This window comes from Reyranella sp. GW821-FHT14A01, from assembly GCF_058803965.1.
In genome coordinates this window covers 1-17,675 of the sequence record NZ_JBXAPM010000024.1, presented here as the reverse complement: position 1 = coordinate 17,675, position 17,675 = coordinate 1, and the positions used below count along the sequence as shown (strand labels likewise).

The window sequence follows — 17,675 nt, the reverse complement described above, 5'->3', positions numbered from 1 at the left end:
CGTGACCGTCGCGCTCCTCATCCTCCTCAAGCTCTTCGTCACGATCATCATCTTCGGCATCGGCCTGGATTCGACGCCGCGCGACGCCATCCGTCTGTTCCGGCATCCCGCGCTGCTGCTGCGCTCGCTGCTGGCCATGTATGTGCTGGTGCCGCTGGCGGCCGTCGCGCTGGTCAAGCTGCTGGACCTGCCGGCGGGCGTGGAGGCGGCGCTGCTGGTGCTCGCGGTCTCGGCCGGGGCGCCGTTGCTGCCGCGCAAGCTGTTGGGCATCGGCGACGGCGCCTATATCTTCAGCCTGGTCGTGGTCTCCTCGGTGATGGCCGTGATCCTCGTCCCACTCTGGCTGGAGGCGCTCATCCCGCTTTTCCCGCGGCTGCCGCATGTCGCGCCGCACCACGCCGCGCGCGTTCTGGGCGAATCGTTCTTCCTGCCACTGCTGGCGGGCATGGCCGTCCGCTGGTTGTTTCCGGCGTTCGCGGCCCGGGTCGGTGCGCGCGTGGTCGGTCTGGCGGGACTTGCGCTGACGGTCAGTGCGCTGGCTCTGCTGGCGGTCAATTGGCATGTGGCAATGGAGGTGCGGGGACCGGGCGTGGCGGCCCTCGCGGTCCTGATCCTGGTGTCGCTGGTCATCGGCCATCTGGTCGGCGGCCCCAACGAGGAGGACCGCACGGCGCTCGCCGTCGCCTGCGCGACCCGGCACATCGGTGTGGCCGTGGTCGTCGCCACCTCGATGCCCGGCGTGCGGGCGGCCGTGGTGGTCTCGGTCTACATCGCGATCTCGGTCGCGATCACGCTGCCCTACATGCGTTGGCGCCGGAAGATGACAACACAAGCAGCGCGCCAAGAGGCGCAGTTGAAATAATCTCGATTGCCCTGCAGAGAACGGGCGAGACAAACTGCGGCCCAATTTTCGATCGGGGATCGTCCATGAGTGTCAGCCAAGCCGAAAAGGCCCGTAAGTTCCGTGCGCTGCATGACGCGCCGGGCGCGTTCATTATCGCCAATCCCTGGGATGCGGGCTCCGCGCGCGTGCTGGCCGGTCTCGGCTTCGAGGCGCTGGCGAGTTCGAGCGGCGCCAAGGCGGGCGTTCTGGGTAAGCGTGACGGCCGGGTTACACGCGACGAGGCGCTGGCCAATGCGCGGCTGATCGTGAATGCGACCGACCTGCCGGTGGCGGCCGATCTCGAGAAGGGCTTCGGCGATGACATCAGCGACGTGGCCGAGACGATCCGCCAGGCCGCCGGCGTCGGCCTGGTCGGCGGCTCGATCGAGGATGCGACCGGCAATCCCGACCAGCCGCTGTTCGACATCGACACGGCCACGACCCGCATCAAGGCGGCCGTCGAGGCGGCGCGGTCGCTGCCGGTGCCGTTCATCCTGGCGGCGCGCGCCGAGGGCTTCCTGCGCGGCAAGCCCGATCTCGGCGACGTGATCAAGCGCCTGCAGGCCTTCGAGGCGGCCGGCGCCGACGTGCTGTTCGCTCCGGGCCTGCCCGACCTCGCCTCGGTGAAGAAGGTGTGCGGCGCGCTGCGCAAGCCGTTCAACTTCATGGTCGGCATCAAGGGCAAGTCGTTCAGCAAGGCCGAGCTGGAAGCCGCCGGCGTGAAGCGCATCAGCCTCGCCACCTCGCTCTATCGTGCGGCCATGACCGGGCTGGTCGATGCGGCGAAGGAAGTGAAGGAGAAGGGCACCTTCACCTATCTCGACCGGGCGATTCCGACACCGGATCTCAACGCCTTCATGAAGGAGTAGCGGCGAGCGATGCTGACCGAAGACGAGATGAAGCGCATCGCCGCCGAGGAGCGCTATCGCCATTCGATCCGCACGTCGCTGGAGCAGGAGGCGGCAAAGCCGACCGTCGAGCCGGCGCCCGCAGTGCCTCCGGAGAAGCCGGGCTTCGGCTCCAGGGTGTACGAGTTCCTGAACAGCTCCGTCGGAATGTGGCTGTTATCGTCCGTCGTGCTCACCGGTGGTGCGGCCTTCCTGCAGCAGGTCCAGCACGATCATGAGATCTCGCAGAAGAACCAGGCCGATCTCGTAAGCCATCGCTTCGAGATCGAGCACCGGCTCGACGGCATGAGTTTCCTGCTGCGCCGCGCCAAGACGGTCGGCGATGCCAAGGCTGCCCTGGGCGGCGTCTTCAAGAGTGCCATCCCGCTCACGCCGGAGCTGCAGAATCGCAGCCTGGCGTCGCTCTACCTCACGATCTATCCCATGCTGAGCGGCACGGAGAAGGAAAAGACCAACAAGGCGTACAACCTCGTGAGGGAACTCGAGGATGTCGAGCTGTTGCTGCAGCCGCTGCCCGACGACAAGCCACTCGACGACGACCAGCGCAAGCAGATCACGAAGCTGATGACGGCGATCCAGCAGCTCAAATTCGCCGAGAAGTAGCGTCAGGCCTTGTCGACCGCGCCGCCGCTGTCGACCCAGTCCTTGAAACCGCCGAGGTTGAAGACGTTGGCGTAGCCGAAGTCCTTCAGGACCTTGCCGCTGAGCGCCGAGCGGCCGCCCGAGGCACAGTAGACGATGACGGTCTTCGTCTTGTCGAATGCCTTGTCGTGGTATGGCGAATCGGGATCGGCGCGGAACTCGAGCATGCCGCGCGAGACGTTGACCGCCCCCGGGACCTTGCCGCTGTTGGCGACTTCGGCCGAGTCGCGCACGTCGACCACGAGCGTGTCGCCCTTGGCGATCATCTCCCTGGCCTCGGCCGGGGAGATCTTCGGCACGACGGCGTTGGCCGCTTCCATCATCTGCTTGACGCTCGTGGGCATGAATTCCTCCTTGCGGTTGTTCGGCAAGCGCGGCGTAGCACGGACACGATGAAGGTTGTTTGATCGTCCGGCCGGATGGCTTGATCGTCCAGCCAGAGTGGCCTTTCGTATCGGAGGCCGCAAAACAAAAACGATGAGGAAACGGCATGGCGTTTTCGTACCGCCGCACCGAGCTGAGTTGATCCGCCTGTTCCATGGATGGCGGGTGGTCGCGGCCTGCTTCGTCATCGCCGCCGTCGCCTGGTCGCTTGGGCTCTTCGGATCGAGCGTCTATCTGCAGGCCGTGACGTCGGCCCATGGCTGGCCGATCGCCGGGGTCGCTTCGGCCATCACCGTATTCTTCCTCGTGAGCGCCAGCATCCAGCGCATCGTGGGACGTTCCATAGATCGATGGGGGCCGCGGCCGGTGCTGCTGCTGGGACTGGCCTGCATGGCGACGGGCGTGACGCTGATCGGTCAGGTCACAGCACCTTGGCAGCTCTATCCCTGCTTCGTGCTGCTGGGCTTCGGCTGGTCGTCGCTCTCCATGACCGGGATCACCACGACGGTGGCGCCGTGGTTCGAACGCCATCAGGGCCGATCGATGACCTTGGCCATCATGGGCGCCAGCGTCGGCGCCATCGCGGGCGTGCCGTTGTTGCTGCTGTCCATCGGCGAGCTGGGCCTGGCGCGCGGACTGATGGCCGCGGGTTTGATGGCCGTACTGCTTCTGGGACCGCTGATTGCGATCGTCCTGCGCTATCGCGGCCCGGGCGATCTCGGCCTGCAGCGCGATGGCGAGGCGATGCAGGGCGATGCGCCGCCGAAGATCCATCTGGCGCCGGTGGCCACGCCGGCCAACCGCCGCCTGCTCCTGTGGAGCGCCACGGTCGCCTTTGCTCTCGGGCTCACGATCCAGATCGGCTTCATCACCCATCATGTGGCGCTGGCCGAGCCGCTGCTGGGACGGGCGGGGGCGGGGATGCTCGTCAGCGCGGCGGGCGTCACGGCCTTCATCGGCCGCCTCATCCTGGCACGCATCGTCGACCGTGTGGATGCGCGGCGGCTGGGCTGCCTCGTCATGATCGCCCAGGCTGCATCGCTGCTCGCCATCGCCGTCTGGCCGACCGTGCCGGTGCTCGTGGTGGCAAGTCTCGTCTACGGCTACGGCATCGGCCATGTGACGACGCTGGGTCCTGTCGTGGTGCGCCGCGAGTTCGGCGCGGCGGCGTTCGGCGCGACCTATGGTACCGCCGCCACCGCGATCCAGCTCACCTCGGCGCTGGGGCCTGCGCTGTTCGGCTTCCTGCGCGATGGGTTCGGCGGCTACGGGCCGGGCTTCGTCATCGCCGCCATCGTCACCCTGATCGGCTGCGCTTCCCTGTTCGCCGGCGGTCGCGTTGGGCGCATAGTGCCGGTCGTTTCGTCAGGGAGTAAAACATGAGTACCAGCGACATCACGCGCGTCCCCAATCCGCGGGTGCCGGCCAAATCCTCGGTCGCGATCTACCGCCTGCCGGGCGGCGGCGGCTTCCTGTGGGGCGTGGCGACGTCGCCGGACCGCACGCAGGACATCCGCGCCCAGACCTTGGGCGCGCTGGACGTCATCGACGGCTACCTGAAGGATGCCGGCCTGGACCGGACGCGCATCGTGAAGGCCGAGATCGTCGTGACCGACCATGACAACAAGCCGGCCTTCGACGAGGCCTGGGCCACCTGGATGCCGGCCAATCACGGCCCGGTCCGCTCCTTCGTGCAGTCGGTCATGCCCGAGGGCGACCTGATCGAGATCATCATCACGGCGGCGCTGTAGCGGATGGGGGCTGCGATGCATCGGCTGGCGAACACGCTTCTGGCGATCCTGCTGGCCATGTCGGCGCTGCTCTGCGCGCCGCTGGCCATGGCGCAGCAGACGACGCAGCCCTGGCCGACCCGCGGCTGGCTGGTCTCCTCGCCCGAGGAGCAGGGCATGAGTTCCGAGCGGCTCGCCCGCCTGGTCGATTTCGGCGCCGCCAACAACATGGACAGCCTGCTGGTGACGCGCCACGGCCGGATCGTGCTGGAGGCGACTTATGCGCCGTTCCGAGCCGGGCTGAGGCACCACATCTATTCGGCGACCAAGGCCGTCACCAGCAGCCTGATCGGCATGGCGCTCGGCGAGGGCCTGCTCGACAGCGCCGACCGCCGGGTCGTCGATCTCCTGGGCGACCGCCCGATCGCCAACCTCGACGAGCCCAAGAAGGCGATGACGGTGCGGCATCTGCTCGACATGACGTCGGGCCTCGCCTGGCAGGAGGGGCTGGACGGCCCCTACGACTCCACCATCGCCATGGCGCGCGCACCCGACTGGCGGCAATATGTTCTGGACCAGCCGATGGCGTCGGCGCCGGGCGCGCGCTTCTATTACAGCAGTGGCAACAGCCAGCTTCTGTCGGCCATCCTGAGCAAGGTCACCGGCCGGAGCGCGCTCGACTACGCGCGGGAGAAGCTGTTCGGGCCGCTCGGCATCGACGACGTGCTGTGGCAGGCCGACCCGCAGGGCATCTCCATCGGCGGCTGGGGGCTTTACCTGCAGCCGCGCGACATGGCGAAGATCGGCTATCTCTGGCTGCGTGCCGGCGTGTGGGAGGGCAAGCAGATACTGCCGGCCGCGTGGATCGAGGGCGTGCGCCAGGCCGACGTCGATATGCGCGAGAGCTGGGCGACCGACCTGCGCTATGGCCGGCAGTTCTGGGTCATGCCCCAGCGCAACACCTTCATGGCGGTCGGCAAGAACCGTCAGCTCATCGTCGTGATGCCCGAACTCGACATCGTGGCGGTGGTGACCGGCTCGGCGCGGTTTCCCGATGCGACCGGCAACAGGGTCAGCACGCCGCGCTACCGCTTCGGGACGCTGGTGGGCCATCTCGCCGCCGCCGTGACTTCCGACGGAGCCGTGGCGGCCGATCCCGCCGCGACGGCCGAGCTCGCCGGGAAGGTGAAGGCGGTCGCCCTCGAGCAGCCGGCGCCGGGCAGCGCCGGCATCGGTGTGCCGCCGCCGATGGCCAAGGCGGTCTCCGGCAAGACCTGGCGGTTCGCCGCCAATCCGTTGCGCATCAAGTCCTACACCCTGAAGCTCGACGATCCCCAGCCCTCCTATGAGATCGACGGTAGTTTCCCCGGTGCACCGGCAGGCCGGTTCGGTGGACCGATTGGCTTCGACGGACGCTTCGCCATCGGCGGGCGCATGCCCACCGGGCCGAGCGCTGCGCGCGGTGATTGGTCGCTCGATGGCAAAAGTCTCCGGCTCGAGATCCAGACGCTCGGCAACGACGACATGGCCCGGGTGACGCACGTGTTTGGCGACAAGACCATCGAGCTCAGCATCGAGTGGACAAATGGGTTCAGGACCAACGTGCAGGGACGGGCGGAGGACTAGGGCGCCTCTCGACCCGTTCCAAGGCTTGCGAAAAGGCGAGTTGCCAGTCGGAATGCTTTCCGCAATGAAGTCGGGATGGACACGATCATCGCCCCGGCGCCGCAGAGCCGCACGGAATCTGAACATTTCGACGTGCTGATCGTCGGTGCCGGCCTCTCGGGCATCGGCGCCGCCTGGCACCTGCAGAAGAACTGCCCCGGCAAGAGTTACGCGATCCTCGAAGGACGCGGCGCCAGCGGCGGCACCTGGGACCTGTTCCGCTATCCCGGCGTGCGCTCGGACTCCGACATGTACACGTTGGGCTACCGCTTCCGGCCGTGGAAGGACCCCAAGGCGATCGCCGACGGCCCGGCGATCCTGAGCTACATTCGCGAGGTCGCGAGCGACCACGATATCGACCGCCATATCCGCTACGGCCATCGCGTCGTCGGCGCGTCCTGGTCGACGCCGGAGGCGAAGTGGACGGTCGAGATCGAGCGCGGGGCGGAGCGCGTGTTCATCTCCTGCGGCTTCCTGTGGATGTGCAGCGGCTACTATCGCTACGAGGCGGGCTACCTGCCTGAATTCCCCGGCATCGACGGCTTCAAGGGCCGGGTCGTGCATCCGCAGCACTGGCCGCAGGATCTCGACTATGCCGGCAAGAAGGTCGTGGTGATCGGCAGCGGCGCCACCGCCGTGACGGTCGTGCCGGCGATGGCCGAGACCGCCGGGCACGTCACCATGCTGCAGCGTTCGCCCACCTATGTCGTGGCGCGGCCGGCGCAGGATCCGATCGCCAACAAGCTGCGCCGCCGCCTGCCGCTCAAGCTCGCCTACATGCTGACGCGCTGGAAGAACGTCCTGCTCGGCATGTATTTCTACCAGATGTGCAAGCGCAAGCCGGAGAAGGTGAAGGGCCTGATCCTGGGTGGCGTGCGCCAGATGCTGGGGCCGGACTACGATGTCGGCACGCACTTCACGCCGAAATACAATCCGTGGGACCAGCGGCTCTGCCTGGTGCCTGACGCCGACCTGTTTCGCGCCATCCGCAAGAAGAAGGCTTCCGTCGTCACCGACACGATCGAGACCTTCACGGAGAAGGGCATCAAGCTGAAGTCCGGCGCCGAGCTGGAAGCCGATGTGGTCGTGACGGCGACTGGCCTGGTCGTGCAGCCGCTGGGCGGCGCAAAGCTCGTGGTCGATGGCAAGCCGGTCAAGCCGTCCGACACCATGATCTACAAGGGCATGATGTATTCCGACGTGCCGAACCTCGCTTCGGTCTTCGGCTACACCAATGCCTCGTGGACCCTGAAGGCCGATCTCGTCTGCGAATATGTCTGCCGCCTGCTCAACTTCATGGACCGCAAGGGCTTCAAACAGGCGACGCCGCACAACAGCGACCCGACTCTCACCGAGGAGCCGTGGGTCAACTTCTCCTCCGGCTACATCCAGCGCGCCCTGCCGCACCAGCCCAGGCAGGGCAGCAAGCGGCCGTGGAAGCTCTACCAGAACTACGTGCTCGACCTCTTGACCCTGCGGCACGGCTCCGTGCGCGACAAGGCGATGGTTTTCACGAAGTAGAACTCAGGTGATCGAGACGGTCACCGAGCCGAACGGGCCAAAGTCGGCCACGTAGTTTTCGCCGGGCTTGGGCGCCAGCATGCCGGTGAGCGTGCCGGTGCTCACCATCTGGCCTTCCTTCATGCCGACGCCGGTGCGCGACAGTTCGTTGGCGAGCCAGGTCAGCGGGACCATCGGATGGTCGAGCGCGGCGGCGGCCGTGCCCTTGCGGCGCAGGCGGCCGTTGGATGACAGCGTCGCCTCCTGGCCCGGGATGTCGCGGTTTCGCCAGTCGTCGATGGCAGGGCCGTAGACGATCGTGCCGGAGCCGGCGCCGTCGGCCAGGATGGCGGGTAGAGCGGGAAACGACTCGTCATGGATGAAGCGGCATTCCGCCAGTTCCAGTCCGGGGTGCAGCGACGCAACCGCATCGGTGACCTCCTCGACCGTGTAGGGCTTGTCGCGCGGCGGCAGATCGCGACCGAGCTTCGCCTGGTACTCGACCTCGGGGATGGGGTTTGCCAGCGTTGCATGCACGGCGCTGTGCGGCGTCTCCTTCAGGAAGTAGACGCGGCCGTAGATCGGCGAGTCGGTCCGCAGAGCCTGCTGCATCTCCTCCTTCATCGCCGCGATCTTCCAGCCCAGCACCGGCCAACCCAGTTCCTCGGCGACCATGCCGGCGATACGGTAGGCGGTTGCCTTGTCCGGCGGCACGAGGTGCGGGACGAGGCCGCTCTGGCCGCGATGCTCGCGACGCAGGGAGGCGAGGAGGCGGGCGAGTTCCCGTTGCGCTGTCAGGTCCATGGGTGTTCCTTAGCAGAAACCGGAGGAGACGAGATGCGCACGCAGGCGGAAAAGGGACGAGTGTTTCGCGAGCTGCACGAGCGGCCCGGTCTGTTGCTGCTGCCCAACCCCTGGGATGCCGGCACCGCCAAGTTGTTGCAGTCGCTCGGCTTCGAGGCGCTGGCGACGACCAGCCTCGGCATGTCGAATGCGCTGGGCCGCGTCGACAGCGACAATGCGGTGAGCTGTGACGAGCTGATCGAGCATTGCCGCATCATTGCGGGCGCGACCGACCTGCCGGTGAACGCCGATCTCGAGAACGGCTATGCCGACGATCCGAAGGAAGCGGCCACCATCCTGCGCGACGCGGCTGCGGTCGGCGTCGTCGGCGGTTCGATCGAGGATTGGAGCGGCAAGAAGATCTACGACTTCAACCATGCCGTGGAGCGCGTGGCGGCGGGCGCCGAGATGGCGCGCTCGCTCGACGTGCCCTTCACCTTCACCGCGCGGGCCGAGAACCTGATCCACGGCGTGAAGGATCTCGACGACACGATCCGCCGCCTGCAGGCCTTCGAGAAGGCCGGCGCCGACGTGCTCTACGCGCCGGGCCTCCGCGATCTCTCGACCATGCGCACCGTGGCGTCGGAGGTGAAGAAGCCGCTCAACGTCGTGATGAGCGCGGGCGATCCCGACCTCACGGCCGAACAGATCGCGGCGACCGGCGTGAAGCGCATCAGCGTCGGCGGCTCCCTGTCGCGGCTGGCGCTGGCCGCCTTCATGAAGGGCGCGAACGACATGAAGGCCGGCAGCTTCCTGTGGATGCGCGACACGATGCCGACGAGCGACCTCAAGAAGGTGTTCCGCGACTAGGCAGCCTTGCGATAGGGCAGCTCGTCGAGGGCGGGCAGGGCGGGGCTGCCGATCTGGCGCAGAAGGGCGCCGAGATCGTAGTGGAAGCGTTCGCTGACCATCAGCCCGTCGCGGAAGCCGAGGACTACGACGAAAGGCTGCACGATCGGGCGGCCGGTCGGCTCGATGCCGAGGAAGCGCCCGATATGGCGGCCGTGCCAGGTCGCCTCGGCCATGCAGACATCGTCGGCGGTCCAGGCCGAGACTTGTCCCGGGCCGCGCTTTACCTCGACGTCGAAGGTGGTCCACCATTGCCGGTAGTGCGCTGCGGCGCCGTCGCGGCCATGCCAGGTCTGGCCGGTCGCGAGATCGTCGAAGCGGCATTCCGGATGAAGGGTGGCGAGCGTGGCGTCGAGATCCTGCTGGTTCTCGGCCACGAGGTGGCGGCGGGCGAGGTCGGCGAGCTTGGGGTCCAAGGCAATCCTCCTGTAATATTCGAGTGCTGATAATATATAAGAGTGCTGATATGAGTCGCAAGAGCACGGTCCCCGGTCCTGGCGAGGGCAAGCGCGGCCCGGAAGGCCATCTCGGCTATTTGGTGCGGCAGGCCCACGCCGCCGTGCGCGGGGCGATGGACAAGGCGCTGGCCGACCTCGACGTCACGCCGCCGCAATTCGCCGTGCTGACCATGGTCGTGAACTATCCCGGCATCTCTGGCGCGGAGCTTGCTAGGCTTACCTTCCTGACACCGCAGACGATCAACGTGATCGTCCGCAATCTGGTCAGGGCGGAGCTGGTTGAGAAGTCGGCCGATGCCGTGCACGGCCGCATCCTGCGGCTCCATGCGACGGCCCGGGGGGAGGCGCTGCTGAAGCGCTGCCGGACGCGGGTGATGGAGATCGAGGGGCGGCTGTCGGAAATGCTGGGGCGGGACGAGGAGCGGGTGGTCCGGCGATGGCTCGCCGCCGTTGGCGAGAAATTGACCACGGAACTTTGAGAACGCCCCGTGCACCTATTCCCCAGAAGTGTAACATAAAGGTCATGAACGACCTGTAGCGCAGGGTCCTGAGGTCGTTCGCACTGGGACTGAAAGAGGGGGACTACCAATGATCAATCGGACCATGTTCAAGCGCGCCACGCTCGCAGGCGCCGCCGCTCTCGCAATATTCGGCCTGGCGTCGCCGGCCTTCGCGCAGAAGACGAAGCTCACCGTCTACACCGCGCTGGAAAACGACCAGCTCGACCCGTTCAAGAAGGCCTTCGAGGCCGACAATCCCACCATCGAGATCGCCTGGGTTCGTGACTCGACCGGCGTCGTTGCGGCCAAGCTGATGGCCGAGAAGGACAATCCCCGCGCCGACATCATCTGGGGGCTCGCCGCGTCGAACGTCGGCCTGATGGCCTCGATGGGCATGCTCGAGCCCTACACGCCGGCCGGCGCGTCCGCCCTCAACCCGATGTTCCTGAGCGGCAAGCAGCCCCAGACCTGGGTCGGCATGGACGCCTATCTCTCGCTGGTCTGCTTCAACACGGCCGAAGGCAAGAAGGGCAACAAGCCGGTCCCGACCAGCTGGGCCGACCTGATCAAGCCGGAATACAAGGACTCCATCGTGATGCCGAACCCGGCCTCGTCGGGCACCGGCTATCTCACCATCGCGGCCTGGCTGCAGATCATGGGTGAGGAAGCCGGCTGGAAGTACATGGACGCGCTCCACCAGAACATCGCGCAGTACATCCATTCGGGCTCGGCGCCCTGCGTGCAGGCTGCCAAGGGCGAGCGCCTGATCGGCATCGGCCTCGACACCCGCGGTGCCTCGGAGAAGACCAAGGGCGCGCCGCTCGAGCTGGTGATCCCGAAGGAGGGCCTGGGCTGGGAGCTCGAGGCCACGGCGATCGTCAAGGGCACCAAGAACCTCGAAGCCGCAAAGAAGCTCGCCGACTGGGCCGCCACCAAGAAGGCCAACGAGCTCTATGCCAAGACCTATCCGATCGTCGCCTATCCGGGCGTCGCGATCACGCCGCCGAACTATCCGCCGAACCTCGAGAAGGTGATGGTGAAGAACGACGTCGAGTGGATGGCCAAGAACCGCGACCGCATCCTGGCGGAGTGGACCAAGCGCTACGACGGCAAGTCGGCGCCCAAGGCCAAGTAAGGTCACGGGGCATCGATGCCTTGTTGTCATCCTGAGGCGAAGCCGAAGGATCCTTCGCTTCGCTCAGGATGACAGTGATTGCCATGACCAACTATCTCGAGGTTCGAAGCCTCTCGAAGCAATTCGGCACCTTCACCGCCCTCGGCGACGTCTCGCTCGACGTCCTCGAGGGCGAGTTCGTCTGCTTCCTCGGCCCCTCGGGCTGCGGCAAGACCACCCTGTTGCGGACCATCGCCGGGCTCGATCCGCAGACCTCGGGGACGATCCGCCAGAAGGGGCGGGACGTCTCGGCGCTGCCGCCGGCGCAGCGCGACTTCGGCATCGTCTTCCAGTCCTACGCGTTGTTTCCCAACCTCACTGTGGCCGACAATGTCGGCTACGGGCTGGTGAGCCGGCGCCAGAACAAGAGTGCGATCGGCAAGCGCGTCGCCGAACTTCTGGCGATGGTCGGCCTGCCCGATGCCGGCCCGAAATATCCTGCCCAGCTCTCGGGCGGCCAGCAACAGCGCGTGGCGCTGGCCCGGGCGCTCGCGACGTCGCCCGGCCTGCTGCTCCTCGACGAGCCGCTGTCGGCGCTCGATGCCCGCGTGCGGCTGCGGCTGCGCCACGAGATCAAGGCGCTGCAGCGGACGCTCGGCGTCACCACCATCATGGTGACGCACGACCAGGAAGAGGCGCTGACCATGGCCGACCGCATCGTGGTCATGAACCACGGCGCCATCGAGCAGGTCGGCACGCCGCAGGAGATCTACCGCCGGCCGGCGACGGCCTTCGTGGCGGACTTCGTGGGCTCGATGAACTTCCTCGCCGGCACCCTGATGGCTCCGGACAAGGTGCGGGTGGCCGGCGTCGACTTTGCCTGTCCGGTCCAGGACGGGCTGGCGCCCGGCCAGAAGGTGAGCCTCTGCATCCGGCCCGAGGATGTACGTGTGCGCGACCTGCCGGCCGACATCGCCAACCGTGTGCCGGTCGAGGTGGCGGAGCTGGATTTCGTCGGCGCCTTCTGCCGCGCCACCCTGCGCGCACGGGCGGCTGCCGACGTCGCGGTGACGGCCGACTTCTCCAGCAACCTGATCCGAGATCTTGGCGTCGACATCGGCACGAAGCTCGACATCGCCCTGCCGCCCGACCGGCTCAGGGTCTTCGCTTGAGCCTGGCCGTTCCCAGGCTGAAGGTCGGCCTCTCGCGCGACGATCTCATGATGCGCGGCGGCGTCGTGCTGCTGGCGGCGGCGCTGCTGGTCATGCTCGGCCTGCCGCTCTGGGCCTTGCTCGCCAAGGGCTTCGAGGACCGCGACGGCAAGTTCATCGGGCTTGCCAACTATGTCTCGTACTTCTCGACGCCGGCACTGTTCCAGTCGGCGCTGAACAGTCTGCAGGTCGCGGCGGTCACCACCGTCATCGTGGTGCCGCTCGCCTTCCTCTACGCCTATGCGCTGACACGGACGGTGCTGCCGATGCGCTGGCTGTTCCAGGGCATCTCGCTGATCCCGATCTTCGCGCCCTCGCTGCTGCCCGGCCTGGCGCTGATCTACCTGTTCGGTACGCAGGGCTTCTTCAAGGGGCTGCTGGGCGGCGGCTCGATCTACGGCATCGACGGCATCGTGATCGCGCAGGTCTTCTATTGCTTCCCGCACGCCACGCTGATCCTGACGACCGCGCTCGCCACCGCCGACGCGCGCCTCTACGAGGCGGCCGACGTGCTGGGCGCCTCCAAGATCCGCGTCTTCTTCACCGTGACGCTGCCGGGCGCCAAGTACGGCCTGATCAGCGCCGCGCTGGTCGTGTTCACCCTGGTGATGACCGATTTCGGCATCGCCAAGGTGATCGGCGGCAACTTCAATGTGCTGGCCACCGACGTCTACAAGAAGGTGATCGGCCAGCAGGATTTCTCGATGGGGGCGGTCGTCGGCATGGTGTTGCTGGCGCCGGCGGCGCTGGCCTTCCTGGTCGACCGGCTGGTGCAGCGCAAGCAGGTGGCGCTGCTGACCGCACGCGCCGTGCCGCTGGTGCCGCGGCCCAAGTTCGGGCGCGATCTTTTCTTCACGCTCTTCTGTGTGGTGGTGTCGGCGGCCATCCTCGCCATCCTCGGCATGGCGATCTGGGGCTCGCTGATCAAGTACTGGCCGTACAATCTCAGCCTCACGCTCGACAATTACGACTTCGCCAAGTTCGATTCCAACGGCTGGGATTCCTACTGGAACTCGGTGCAGATGGCGCTGGGCGCGGCCGTGTTCGGCACCGTTCTGATGTTCACCGGGGCCTGGCTGAACGAGAAGACGCGCGGCTTCGGGACGATGCGCGGCATCGTGCAGTTCCTGGCCTTCCTGCCGATGGCGGTGCCCGGCCTCGTCCTGGGCCTGGGCTACATCTTCTTCTTCAACGCGCCCAACAATCCGCTCAACTTCCTCTACGCCACCATGGGCATCCTGGTGCTGAACACGGTGGCGCACTTCTATACGGTGGGTCATCTCACCGCGACGACGGCGCTGAAGCAGATCGACCCCGAGTTCGAGTCGGTATCGGCCTCGCTCAAGGTGCCGGTCTGGCGGACCTTCATGCGCGTCACCGCACCGATCTGCCTGCCGGCGATCCTCGACATCGCCATCTACCTGTTCGTGAACGCCATGACGACGGTGTCGTCGGTGATCTTCCTCTACGCACCCGACACCAAGCTCGCCTCGGTGGCGGCCGTGAACATCGAGGAGGCGGGGACAACCGCCGCCGCCGCCGCGCTCTGTGTCATCATCGTGCTCACTTCAGCCGCGGTGAAGGCCGCCCACCTGATCGCCGACCGCTTCCTGTTCGCCCGCCTGCAGGTCTGGCGGCGACGCTGATTTCGCGCGAACATCGCGCGATGAAGCAGCTTCGTATTCCCGCCGTCTACATGCGCGGCGGCACCAGCAAGGGTGTTTTCTTCCTCAAGGAAGACCTGCCGTCCGATCCGGCGACGCGCGATCGGCTGCTGCTGAGGGTGATCGGCAGCCCGGACCGTTACGGCAAGCACACCGACGGCATGGGCGGTGCGACGTCGAGCACCAGTAAGGTCGTGATCCTGTCGAAGTCGGAGCGCGAGGGCTGCGACGTCGACTATCGCTTCGGCCAGGTGGCGATCGATGCGCCTGTCATCGACTGGTCGGGCAATTGCGGCAATCTCAGCGCCGCCGTCGGCGCCTGCGCGCTGGGTATGGGCCTGGTCGAGGGACCGGCCGACGGTGTCGCGACGGTGCGGATCTGGCAGGCCAATATCGAGAAGGTGATCGTGAACCACGTGCCGATGCAGGGCGGCGAGGTTCAGGAGCTGGGCGACTTCGAACTCGACGGCGTGGCTTTTCCGGCCGCCGAGGTGAAGGTCGAGTTCCTCGATCCCGCCGCTGACGAGGAGGGCGGCGACGGCGCAGGCGGCGGCGCCATGTTCCCGACCGGCAACCGCATCGACGTGCTGGACGTGCCGGGTGTGGGCAGGATCGAGGCCACGCTGATCAACGCCGGCAACCCGACGATCTTCGTCGATGCCGCGAGCCTCCGCCTCAAGGGGACGGAGCTTCAGGGTGACATCAACGGCGACAAGGAGCTGCTGAAGCGGGTCGAGGCCGTGCGCGCACTCGGCGCCGTCGCGATGGGCCTCGTCGCCACGCCGCAGGAAGCGACGGAGAAGCGCCCACATACGCCCAAGCTCGCCTTTGTCGCCAAGCCGGCGGCCTACACCGCCTCCGACGGCAAGCGCGTCGAGCCGAACGCCATCGACCTGCTGGCCCGCATCTTCTCGATGGGCGTCCTGCACCACGCCATGACCGGTACCGGCGCTGTGGCGATTGCCGCCGCAGCGGCGATCCCCGGCACGATCGTGAGCCGCGTGGCCCCCGCCGGCGCCGACGGCCGCATCCGCTTCGGCCATCCCTCCGGCACCCTCAACGTCGGCGCCGAGGCCCGCGAGGAGAACGGTCAGTGGACCGTAGCAAAAGTCATGATGAGCCGCTCCGCCCGCCGCCTTATGGAGGGTTGGGTCCGGGTCCCAGGCGATTGACGGAAACGTAGCGCTAACAGGCCGTCTAAACAAAACAAACGAAATAAACGAATCAGACGAATCGGAACGGACGACCCCCGAATCCGGTCAAGACGCCGGAAATTTTTGTCTCTAGCTCTCGTTGCGCCAGAAACCCAGAAGGAAGCGGCGGCCTTTGCCGGCGCTCGCGCCGGCCTGATCGTTCACTTCGGACAGTGTCGCGCCATGGCGGGTCATCCACCGGTCGAGGGCGAGTTTGCCGACCTAGCCGATCACGATGAAGCTGCCGAAGTAGAGGATGGCGGTATAAAGCGCTCTCACGGGTGTGAGCATAGGCCAGGCGAACGATGAAGTCAGATGTCGTGGTGATCGGGGGCGGGGTGATGGGATCGTCCGTTGCGTACCATTTGAAGTCAGACCCCCTGTTCACTGGGACGGTCGCTGTCGTCGAGCGCGATCCGGCCTATACGCAGGCCTCGTCGGCTCTGTCGGCGAGCTCGATTCGGCAGCAGTTTTCTACGCCCCTTAACATTCATCTGTCGCGGTTTGGCATCGGCTTCCTGCGGCGTGCGAAGGAGCTGCTGGGCGTCGATCTGGGACTGAAGGAGCCGGGCTATCTCTTCCTTGCGAGCCCGGCGGGCGAGGCGGTGCTGCGGGCCAATCATGCGGTGCAGAAGGGCGAGGGGTGCTCGGTCGAACTGCTCGATCCGACGGCGCTGAAGAGGCGCTTTCCCTGGATTGCGGCCGATGATCTGGCGCTGGCCTCGCACGGCACAGCCAACGAAGGCTGGTTCGACGGGCCGTCGCTGATGCAGGGGTTCCGGCGCACGGCGCGCGATCTCGGCGCGACCTACATCGCCGACGAGGTCGTCTCGTTCGATGCGGGAGGTGTGGATCTGAAGGAAGGCGGACGGCTGGACGCGCGTACCGTCGTGTTGGCGGCGGGCCCCTGGTCGGGCGAGGTGGCAGGACGGTCGGGCATTGCGCTGCCCGTCGAGCCGCGCCGGCGCTCGGTCTTCGTGTTCGACGTCCGCGAGGCGCCGGGCCTCACGCCGCTCACCATCGATCCGTCGGGTACCTGGTTCCGGCGCGAGGGTCGCTTCTACATCGGTGGCACGACACCGGCCGACGGCAATGACCCGCCCGGCGCGCCGCTCGAGGTGCAGCATCAGGAATGGGACGAGATGGTCTGGCCGACGCTCGCGGCCCGCGTGCCGGCCTTCGAGGCGGCCAAGGTCGTGAATTCGTGGGCGGGCTACTACGAGTACAACACGTTCGATCAGAATGGCATCGTCGGCCGTCATCCCCGGATCGAGAACCTGATCTTCGCGACGGGCTTCTCCGGCCACGGCATCCAGCAATCGCCGGCCGTTGGCCGCGCGGTCGCCGAGCTGATCGTGCACGGGGACTACCGGACGCTCGATCTCAATACTTTTGGTTATGACCGCATTGAATCGGGCCGGCCTATCCGCGAGCTCAACGTCGTGTGACCTTGGTTCGCATTCTAAGTTGGAGTCGCGGGTATCGCATCTGGGAGCGTGGCGTTTGACGCCGGCGATGTGTCATTCCGGGAAATGATAGCGCGCCTAAGACGGAACTGTTCGACTACGGTCGCAGCCAGTACAGCTTCAGTAAGTGCCAGAATTGCCGCGAGCGTCCACAAGGCAGCTTGATCTGCATCTGGCCGTTCCAGAAGTTGAAGCGTTCGGAAGAATGCTGCGGCGGGGACAAGGCCAAGTGCGAGAGCGAGAATGAACGATGCGACCAGCGCAACTGTCCGCGTAAGTCTAGCGGGACCTACATGGAGCATTACCCAGCCGAATTCCTCGTCGGGAGGATTAGAACGTGCTTGCCGAAGAGCAGCCCATGTGCCCGCTAGCAACATGCACATGATGAGCAGCAGGACGCTCAAACCCGCCGGGATGAGAAAGATTGGTATTGAAAGGCCTGCGATGCTTTCGCGAACCATTCGATCCGACAAGTAGTCAGCCATCAGCTTTCCAACAGATGGATCCGATAGTTTGACATCGCTTACGCGAGTGGCGGGGTTGCCCAGAGCGTTCAAGACGACCGATAGCTGACTCCACTCTTTCGGATGTTTGGGCCGGGGAGATGGTGAACACCTGTTCGGAGACATGGTGAACACATTTCAGATTAGCCTGGCTTATCGATG

Annotated in this window: 17 protein-coding genes; 14 read left to right on the top strand and 3 right to left on the bottom strand. The window is 66.3% G+C overall.

Annotated elements, in window-relative coordinates; genetic code table 11:
* Position 1 precedes the first annotated feature (1 nt).
* From AC1ROX_RS29370 to AC1ROX_RS29360, 3 genes are all read left to right on the top strand, one after another.
* Positions 2-862 (top strand): bile acid:sodium symporter family protein, encoded by an 861-nt coding sequence (locus AC1ROX_RS29370; protein ID WP_493132065.1) that lies wholly within the window; start codon positions 2-4, stop codon positions 860-862.
* Between the two features lie 65 nt (positions 863-927).
* Positions 928-1,752 carry an isocitrate lyase/PEP mutase family protein gene (locus tag AC1ROX_RS29365; protein WP_493132063.1) on the top strand — a complete coding sequence of 275 codons (825 nt, stop codon included), beginning with the start codon at positions 928-930 and terminating at the stop codon, positions 1,750-1,752.
* Between the two features lie 9 nt (positions 1,753-1,761).
* Positions 1,762-2,394: a hypothetical protein gene (locus tag AC1ROX_RS29360; RefSeq protein ID WP_493132061.1), complete on the top strand. Its 633-nt coding sequence runs from the start codon at positions 1,762-1,764 to the stop codon at positions 2,392-2,394.
* 2 nt (positions 2,395-2,396) lie between these two features.
* Here the strand turns inward: AC1ROX_RS29360 and AC1ROX_RS29355 are convergent, their stop codons facing one another.
* Complete coding sequence (locus AC1ROX_RS29355) at positions 2,397-2,777, bottom strand: rhodanese-like domain-containing protein (RefSeq protein ID WP_493132059.1); 381 nt, start codon at positions 2,775-2,777, stop codon at positions 2,397-2,399.
* 178 nt (positions 2,778-2,955) lie between these two features.
* On the opposite strand from AC1ROX_RS29355, the gene AC1ROX_RS29350 reads away from it, so the two are divergent.
* From AC1ROX_RS29350 to AC1ROX_RS29335, 4 genes are all read left to right on the top strand, one after another.
* The gene (locus AC1ROX_RS29350) at positions 2,956-4,200 is read left to right on the top strand and encodes an MFS transporter (protein WP_493132057.1); all 1,245 of its coding nucleotides are present in this window, start codon (positions 2,956-2,958) and stop codon (positions 4,198-4,200) included.
* Positions 4,197-4,568: a RidA family protein gene (locus AC1ROX_RS29345; protein ID WP_493132055.1), complete on the top strand. Its 372-nt coding sequence runs from the start codon at positions 4,197-4,199 to the stop codon at positions 4,566-4,568. The genes AC1ROX_RS29350 and AC1ROX_RS29345 overlap by 4 nt, the downstream gene beginning before the upstream one ends.
* A gap of 15 nt (positions 4,569-4,583) precedes the next feature.
* Positions 4,584-6,173 carry a serine hydrolase domain-containing protein gene (locus AC1ROX_RS29340; protein ID WP_493132053.1) on the top strand — a complete coding sequence of 530 codons (1,590 nt, stop codon included), beginning with the start codon at positions 4,584-4,586 and terminating at the stop codon, positions 6,171-6,173.
* Positions 6,174-6,248: 75 nt separating this feature from the next.
* Positions 6,249-7,733, top strand: a complete 1,485-nt coding sequence (locus AC1ROX_RS29335) for a flavin-containing monooxygenase (RefSeq protein WP_493132051.1) — start codon at positions 6,249-6,251, stop codon at positions 7,731-7,733.
* Positions 7,734-7,736: 3 nt separating this feature from the next.
* On the opposite strand, the gene AC1ROX_RS29330 is transcribed toward AC1ROX_RS29335, so the two are convergent.
* Positions 7,737-8,516 carry a 2-keto-4-pentenoate hydratase gene (locus AC1ROX_RS29330; protein ID WP_493132049.1) on the bottom strand — a complete coding sequence of 260 codons (780 nt, stop codon included), beginning with the start codon at positions 8,514-8,516 and terminating at the stop codon, positions 7,737-7,739.
* A gap of 33 nt (positions 8,517-8,549) precedes the next feature.
* Between AC1ROX_RS29330 and AC1ROX_RS29325 the strand changes: the two genes are divergently transcribed.
* Positions 8,550-9,365 (top strand): isocitrate lyase/PEP mutase family protein, encoded by an 816-nt coding sequence (locus AC1ROX_RS29325; RefSeq protein ID WP_493132047.1) that lies wholly within the window; start codon positions 8,550-8,552, stop codon positions 9,363-9,365.
* On the opposite strand, the gene AC1ROX_RS29320 is transcribed toward AC1ROX_RS29325, so the two are convergent.
* Positions 9,362-9,820, bottom strand: a complete 459-nt coding sequence (locus tag AC1ROX_RS29320; RefSeq protein ID WP_493132045.1) for an ester cyclase — start codon at positions 9,818-9,820, stop codon at positions 9,362-9,364. The genes AC1ROX_RS29325 and AC1ROX_RS29320 overlap by 4 nt on opposite strands.
* A gap of 50 nt (positions 9,821-9,870) precedes the next feature.
* On the opposite strand from AC1ROX_RS29320, the gene AC1ROX_RS29315 reads away from it, so the two are divergent.
* The 6 genes from AC1ROX_RS29315 (at position 9,871) to AC1ROX_RS29290 (ending at position 16,992) form a co-directional block, all read left to right on the top strand.
* Positions 9,871-10,341, top strand: coding sequence for a MarR family winged helix-turn-helix transcriptional regulator (locus tag AC1ROX_RS29315; RefSeq protein ID WP_493132043.1), 471 nt, complete (start codon positions 9,871-9,873; stop codon positions 10,339-10,341).
* A 109-nt stretch (positions 10,342-10,450) separates the two neighbouring features.
* Positions 10,451-11,497 carry a putative 2-aminoethylphosphonate ABC transporter substrate-binding protein gene (locus AC1ROX_RS29310; protein WP_493132041.1) on the top strand — a complete coding sequence of 349 codons (1,047 nt, stop codon included), beginning with the start codon at positions 10,451-10,453 and terminating at the stop codon, positions 11,495-11,497.
* Between the two features lie 83 nt (positions 11,498-11,580).
* The gene (locus AC1ROX_RS29305; protein ID WP_493132039.1) at positions 11,581-12,648 is read left to right on the top strand and encodes a putative 2-aminoethylphosphonate ABC transporter ATP-binding protein; all 1,068 of its coding nucleotides are present in this window, start codon (positions 11,581-11,583) and stop codon (positions 12,646-12,648) included.
* Positions 12,645-14,333, top strand: coding sequence for a putative 2-aminoethylphosphonate ABC transporter permease subunit (locus AC1ROX_RS29300; RefSeq protein WP_493132037.1), 1,689 nt, complete (start codon positions 12,645-12,647; stop codon positions 14,331-14,333). Before AC1ROX_RS29305 ends, AC1ROX_RS29300 begins: the two co-directional genes overlap by 4 nt.
* A gap of 20 nt (positions 14,334-14,353) precedes the next feature.
* Positions 14,354-15,523 carry a 2-methylaconitate cis-trans isomerase PrpF gene (prpF, locus tag AC1ROX_RS29295; RefSeq protein ID WP_493132035.1) on the top strand — a complete coding sequence of 390 codons (1,170 nt, stop codon included), beginning with the start codon at positions 14,354-14,356 and terminating at the stop codon, positions 15,521-15,523.
* Between the two features lie 326 nt (positions 15,524-15,849).
* Positions 15,850-16,992 carry an NAD(P)/FAD-dependent oxidoreductase gene (locus tag AC1ROX_RS29290; RefSeq protein ID WP_493132033.1) on the top strand — a complete coding sequence of 381 codons (1,143 nt, stop codon included), beginning with the start codon at positions 15,850-15,852 and terminating at the stop codon, positions 16,990-16,992.
* Positions 16,993-17,675 lie beyond the last annotated feature (683 nt).

Bases quoted from the DNA above. Each gene is read 5' to 3' on its own strand.
- AC1ROX_RS29365 (WP_493132063.1), top strand. From the start codon at position 928: ATGAGTGTCAGCCAAGCCGAAAAGGCCCGTAAGTTCCGTGCGCTGCAT.
- AC1ROX_RS29360 (WP_493132061.1), top strand. From the start codon at position 1,762: ATGCTGACCGAAGACGAGATGAAGCGCATCGCCGCCGAGGAGCGCTAT.
- AC1ROX_RS29355 (WP_493132059.1), bottom strand. From the start codon at position 2,777: ATGCCCACGAGCGTCAAGCAGATGATGGAAGCGGCCAACGCCGTCGTG.
- AC1ROX_RS29345 (WP_493132055.1), top strand. From the start codon at position 4,197: ATGAGTACCAGCGACATCACGCGCGTCCCCAATCCGCGGGTGCCGGCC.
- AC1ROX_RS29340 (WP_493132053.1), top strand. From the start codon at position 4,584: ATGCATCGGCTGGCGAACACGCTTCTGGCGATCCTGCTGGCCATGTCG.
- AC1ROX_RS29335 (WP_493132051.1), top strand. From the start codon at position 6,249: ATGGACACGATCATCGCCCCGGCGCCGCAGAGCCGCACGGAATCTGAA.
- AC1ROX_RS29330 (WP_493132049.1), bottom strand. From the start codon at position 8,516: ATGGACCTGACAGCGCAACGGGAACTCGCCCGCCTCCTCGCCTCCCTG.
- AC1ROX_RS29325 (WP_493132047.1), top strand. From the start codon at position 8,550: ATGCGCACGCAGGCGGAAAAGGGACGAGTGTTTCGCGAGCTGCACGAG.
- AC1ROX_RS29315 (WP_493132043.1), top strand. From the start codon at position 9,871: ATGAGTCGCAAGAGCACGGTCCCCGGTCCTGGCGAGGGCAAGCGCGGC.
- AC1ROX_RS29310 (WP_493132041.1), top strand. From the start codon at position 10,451: ATGATCAATCGGACCATGTTCAAGCGCGCCACGCTCGCAGGCGCCGCC.
- AC1ROX_RS29305 (WP_493132039.1), top strand. From the start codon at position 11,581: ATGACCAACTATCTCGAGGTTCGAAGCCTCTCGAAGCAATTCGGCACC.
- prpF (WP_493132035.1), top strand. From the start codon at position 14,354: ATGAAGCAGCTTCGTATTCCCGCCGTCTACATGCGCGGCGGCACCAGC.
- AC1ROX_RS29290 (WP_493132033.1), top strand. From the start codon at position 15,850: ATGAAGTCAGATGTCGTGGTGATCGGGGGCGGGGTGATGGGATCGTCC.